Annotated in this window: 5 protein-coding genes; 4 read left to right on the forward strand and 1 reads right to left on the reverse strand. The window is 60.4% G+C overall.

Annotation, left to right across the window (positions count from 1 at the left end):
- Window positions 1-498 (forward strand): hypothetical protein (locus B2994_RS01415; protein WP_291526623.1); only part of this gene is annotated, 498 nt, incomplete at its 5' end.
- Window positions 499-724: 226 nt separating this feature from the next.
- Entirely contained in the window at window positions 725-1,540 is an 816-nt protein-coding gene (locus B2994_RS01420) for a fumarylacetoacetate hydrolase family protein (protein ID WP_291526624.1), read from the forward strand.
- Window positions 1,541-1,840: 300 nt separating this feature from the next.
- On the opposite strand, the gene B2994_RS01425 is transcribed toward B2994_RS01420, so the two are convergent.
- Entirely contained in the window at window positions 1,841-2,770 is a 930-nt protein-coding gene (locus tag B2994_RS01425; protein ID WP_291526625.1) for a transporter, read from the reverse strand.
- Between the two features lie 472 nt (window positions 2,771-3,242).
- Here B2994_RS01425 and B2994_RS01430 point away from each other — a divergent pair, with 472 nt between their 5' ends.
- Together B2994_RS01430 and B2994_RS01435 are read left to right on the forward strand one after the other, a co-directional pair.
- On the forward strand, window positions 3,243-4,328 hold the full coding sequence (locus tag B2994_RS01430) for an ABC transporter substrate-binding protein (protein ID WP_291526626.1): 1,086 nt from the start codon (window positions 3,243-3,245) through the stop codon (window positions 4,326-4,328).
- 147 nt (window positions 4,329-4,475) lie between these two features.
- Complete coding sequence (locus B2994_RS01435) at window positions 4,476-5,684, forward strand: nucleoside hydrolase (RefSeq protein ID WP_291526627.1); 1,209 nt, start codon at window positions 4,476-4,478, stop codon at window positions 5,682-5,684.
- Window positions 5,685-5,739: the final 55 nt, after the last annotated feature.

The following is a 5,739-nucleotide window of genomic DNA, read 5'->3' on the forward strand; positions in this document are numbered from 1 at the left end:
GCAAAAAGACGGGCGTTATCGGCGTCACAGGATATTAGTAAGGCGCTGGGTGCTGATCATTCATCGCCCAATCTTGCATCGGCATTGGGAGGCTTGGCTCAGTCAATTCTTGACGGCAAAATCAAACTGGCTGATAGCCTGATTGACTTGGGAGGCGTCACCTTGTCTCCTGCTCTGAGTCTGACGCCAACGCTATCGGTTGATCTGGGCGATCAGGTGAAGGAATACCTGTCGAATATCTCGACTGAGCTGACCAACATTTCGAACAACACCGCTTCGCTGTCCGCGTCGTTTGACTCGACTGAGATTAACAAGATTCTGGAAGAGCTTACAGAGATCGAGAACAAATACAATATCGATCTGTCGAGCGTGAAGAACAGCATCGCGCAGATTCGCAACAGCAGTTCCAGCACCACGATCATCAACAACTCGTTTAATGGCAGTCGTGATGCATGCGCGTGTAATGCGCAGAACGATAGTGGCTGCGGTTGCGGATGATCCATAATCCAAGCTTTTGAGTGGTCCATGCTGTTTCATGGCGAAGAGGCCGGTTCACTTCGGGGTAGATACCTTGGCGGCGAGCTTAGACTTTCGTCCCGTCGGTGCCGATTCGCCGCATCGACGAACTCGAACAGCAAGTCGACCTGCTCCGAGCGCAGTTGCGGATGAAACAGGAGCAATCGTGCAACGGGTCGTGCGCAATTGGCGAGTAGACTGANNCGGCATGAGAATCGCACGCTTTTCACTCAATGACGCACCCCACTATGCCTTCGTTCAGAAGGACGAAACCGACGGCAAGGATTATCTGGTCGAACTCGATGGTTACCCGCTGGGCGCCGGGCAGGTCAAGCCCACCGGCAACCGCTACGCGCTGGACGCGGACGGCGTTCGTCTGCTCTCGCCCGTCATTCCCTCCAAGGTCTTCGGGCTGGCCAAGAACTACGAGGCGCACGCGCAGTTCATGCATGAGGCCGGCCATTCCGAGGTGGCCCATGCGCCAGAGGACATGTGGATCTTCACCAAACCGTCCACGTCGGTGATCGGCCCGGATGACCCCATCGTCATCCCCCCGTACTCCAACGACATGAACTTCGAGCCGGAAGTCGCCGTGGTGATCGGCCGCATCGCCAAAAACGTTTCGGAAGCGGACGCCATGAAGTACGTGCTTGGCTACACCTGCGTCAACGACGTGACGCTGCGCGACCTGCAGGGCAAGGACCCGATGTGGACGCGCGCCAAGGGCTTCGACACCTCCTGCCCGCTGGGCCCGTGGATCGAAACGGACCTGAACTATGCCGACGCCAGGATCTCCTTTACGCTCAACGGCGAGGATGTGCCCGAAGCGTCCGGCACCACCGCCAATCTGATCCACTCCATTCCGCAGCAGATCGCGGCGATCTCCAGCTTCTCCACGTTGCTGCCCGGCGACGTGATCATGACCGGCACCCCGAACGCTTCGGGGCATCTTGACCCGGGTGACGAGCCCATTGTGCATGTCGAGGGCATTGGCTCGCTGCGCAATGTAGTGGTTCGGGGCTAAGCGCCAACAGCTGCAATGTCCCACGAATCTATTTTCGATTCGTGGGACATTTTTATGGTGCTTTGAAGTGGTTGAGTCTCTCAAAGCGATTGGTATAACGATGAATCAGCCGCTGGCAGGGCTTCTATGCGGTCTATTTGCTTCAAAATTGTCCCGCGAATCGAAAATAGATTCTTTTCCATTCGCGCTGCAGCCCAAAATCCGCTGCTCCGTCCGGAACGTCGCACAAAATTGTACATTATTGCTCTTCAGGGTTCCGTATTCGCACGAATACGGTGCGCGACCCCACTTTACGCTGTGCTACGCTCCGGCGACCACCATATGAATCGCCGTCATGGCCGCCAGTGAGATCAGACCGGTGACGGTCAGGCTGAACCCGGCGAGTTTGGGATTGCCGGTGAGCGATTCGGTGAATTTGGTGGAGAACACGGTTACGGGGCTGGCGGCGCACAGCAGCATAATGCCCTTCAGCGAGGGGTCGATGGGCAGTAGGTACCATCCCGCCGCGCCGATTACCACGGCGAAGCCGGCGCGCCAGACGATCACTTTCAGCAATGCCAGGCGGTCCTTGGCTTCGGAGGGGACTTCCATCATCAGGCCCACCATAGCCATCGTCACGAAGGCGTTGGCGTTGGCGAACGGCGTGACCAGTTGCACGATCCACTGCGGAATCGTCACATGAGCGATCATGAGCATCAGCATCAGCATGTAGGTGTCGAACGACAGCGAACTGACGAAATCGCGGGCGATGTTGCGCAGCTTCAGGCCGATCGGCAAGTTCGCGGCGGCGTCGTCCATATGCAGCAGGCTTTTGGTTACGCTGAGCGCGGCGGCCGTGGCCACAATCGCGTTGCCCACATCCATCATGACCACGGGAAGGCCTGCGGATGGGCCGATCAGCGTTTGCGCCACAGGCAGGCAGAAGGCGCCGAGGTTGAGCCCCGAGGCGTTGAGCATCTCGAACGCGCGATAGCGCGTTTCGTCGCCATGCGTGCCCAGGAACACCACGAACAGCGGGATGAGCGCTGACAGGAAGCCGAACAGCACAATCCACAGCATCGACATGTCGTGCTTGTTGGTGGCGAACGACAGGACGATCGCGCACGGCAGCGTCAGGTTGAATGCGAATGCCTGCGCCACCTTGTAGTCGTGCTCGCCGAATACATGCAGATGCTTGAGCGCGTAGGCGACCACAATGACCATCAGCAGTGAGCCGGATTGAAACAGCATGTTCTTCCTTTGGGCCTTTTCGGTGGATTCTTTGTTGGCTTGACTTCGGGGCGGGAATTGGGCTGCGGGTCTGGCCGTGCGGGTGGCCCCGAAGGAGAGTATAGGAACGACGCCGCCGTGTGTGGTGACGGGCGACGGCATGTGGACCGCCGTGGCGCGCCGCCGGTCCGGCGGTGCGTCGCCGGGGCCGTTGCCGGCTGTTTGTCGTCATGCGGCGGATGGGTCGCCGGGCCCGTCGCGACGAATCGCTATACTCGAAATGTTTTGCCTGCCGTCAATGTGTGGCAAACCGCGTGCCTTCAGAGCGGGGCGCGAGGGGACATTGTTCGGCCGGACCGGTCCTTCACATCGTTTTCTGCCGGTCTTGATGCGCTTTTTCGGCGTGACAACCGCTCCCAGAAAACGATGCTGGCATTGTCTGCGGCGCAGCTCCGGGACATGCCGTAGAGACAAGAAGAACTAGGGATTCATCATGAAGTTCATGCGTAAGATCGTCGCATGCGCTGGTGTGGTCGCCATGGCTTTGTCGTTTGCGGCCTGTGGCAACTCCAACGCATCCACCAACGGTGCAGCCTCCGCGGGCGCGTCCTCTTCCTCCTCCAAGGAGCTCAAGAAGGTCACGTTCATGCTCGCCTGGGTGCCCGACACCAATCACATCGGCGTGTATGTGGCCAAGAACAAGGGGTATTTCAAGGACGCCGGCCTTGACGTCGACATCATCGCGGTGGGCCAGAACGGCGCCGAGCATGCGGTGTCCACCGGCCAGGCCGATTTCGCCCTGTCGAATCTGACCAATGCGGCAAGCTACAGCCTCAAGGGCGCCGGCATCATTCAGACGCTGCAGGTGCAGCAGAAGCCGTCCGCGGTCTGGTGCTCGCTCGCCTCCAACACCTCCATCAAGTCCCCGAAGGATTTTGACGGCAAGACCTTCGCCACCTTCGGCTCCAACGAGTCCGACGCCGTGATCCGTCGCATGATTCAGGCAGACGGCGGCAAGGGCGAATTCGACAAGGTGACGGTGGGCACCAACACCTTCCAGACGCTGACCTCCGGCCAGGCCGACTTCGGTGGCTTCTACGCCACGTGGGAGGGCGTGCAGGCCGAGATGTACGGCCCGCAGCTCAACTGCTTCACCGAGCCGGATTATGGTGTGCCCGGCAATGCGGATGGCATCGGCATCATCACCTCGCAGAAGCTCATCGACTCCGATCCCGACACCGTGCGCGCGTTCACGCAGGCCGCCCAGAAGGGATACGAGTACGCCTATGACAACCCGGATGAGGCGGCGCAGATCCTGGTGGACGACGCCGGGGACTCCACGTTACAGGTTGATTTCGTCAAACGTTCCATGCAGGTAATAACCGAGGGGCAGTATTGGGGCGACAAGGAAAAGATCAAGGATGGTTCCTTCGTGCTGGGCACCAACACCACCGATGAGGTGCAGCCGTACCTTGATTTCATCGCCGAGGCGGATGCGTTCACCGATGCGAATGATAATGTGGTGAAAACCGCTCCCAAGGCGGCTGATGTGTCGACCAACGAATTCCTTGCCAAATAACTGAACTTGGGGGAATGCCTACGCGCCGTGCGTCCGACCGAAGTGATTCGGCTGGCGCACGGCGCATTTATATGTGCGCAATATGCGCAATGCCTGTGATGGCGCGGTGCATTGCCGTTCCGCTTGGCGTTTCGGTATGCTGGGCGCATGACTCGAATCGTGATGGATGTGGATACGGGCATCGATGATGCGCTGGCGTTGTGCTATGTGCTGGCGGCTCGGCGCGATGGCGAATGCGAGCTGCTCGGCGTGGTTGGTACGTATGGCAATGTGTTGGCGTCGACGGCTGTCAGGAACTCGTGTGCGGTGCTGGAGTTGTTCGGCGATGCCGCGCCGTCCGCGTCTGCTGCACCCCCCGCGGCCGGCGCCGCCCTGGCGTCCGCGGCCGTACCCGTGCTTCGCGGTTGCCCGTGCCCTTCGTGGGCCGACGGTTTCGCGGTGGACGAGGGTTGCGCTCGCTTCCATGGCGGCAATGGCCTGGGCAATGCGAAGATCCCCGGGACGATCCCGGCAGCGCCCCTCCCGGATCGCGCTGAACGGATCCCCGCCAATGCCGATGACGGCGCCGCTTGCAACGCTCTGCCCGATCGCCTGGTGTCCTCGGGGGCGACGCTATCCGTCGGCGGCGAGCGTCGCGATGTCGTCTCCGCGGCCGATCTGCCCGTCGATCGCCCGGTTGAATGGCGGGATTGGAATGGCCCCGAGCTTCCCGAGGGCGTGCGTTTCATCGTCGATCAGGTGCGGACGTACGGTCGCGAGGTGACGGTGCTCGCCACGGGTCCGCTCACCGATGTGGATCTGGCGATCCAGGCCGCGCCGGACATTGTGAAGCAGCTCAAACTGGTGATCATGGGCGGTTCGCTGACCCAGGAGGGCAACTGCTACGACTTGATCTGCGAGACGAATATCTTCCAGGACCCCGAGGCCGCGAATCGCGTGTTCCGCTCCGGCGCGGATGTGACGATGATCGGTCTTGATGTGACGCATCAGTGCCTGCTGACCCGCGAACACGTGGAATCGTGGCGTTCCTCCGGCGGTGAACGTGGACGGTTCCTCGCCTCGATGACCGATTTCTATATCAACGCCAATGAATCGTCCGATCCGATGTTCCTGGCGGGCAGTCCGCTGCATGATCCATTGGCCGCGGCTGTCGCGTTGGATCCGTCGCTGGTGGATTGCTTCGACGTCAATATGATGGTCGAAACAGCCACGGGCAACGGGCGCGGTTTCCGTGGCCGCACGATTGGCGATCCGACAAGGCTGCGTGATCCTCGTAAAACCGCGCATGTGGCGTTGTCGGTGGACGCGGCTCGGTTCGTGGGGCGGTTTGCTGATCGTCTGGCGTCGCTCTGCTGATCTGATGACGCAGGTTGGTTGCCGTGGGCGCATGGGGTTGCGCGGAAGGGCGATG

The sequence above is a fragment of the Bifidobacterium sp. UBA744 genome (assembly GCA_002298605.1).
Taxonomy (GTDB): Bacteria; Actinomycetota; Actinomycetes; order Actinomycetales; family Bifidobacteriaceae; genus Bifidobacterium.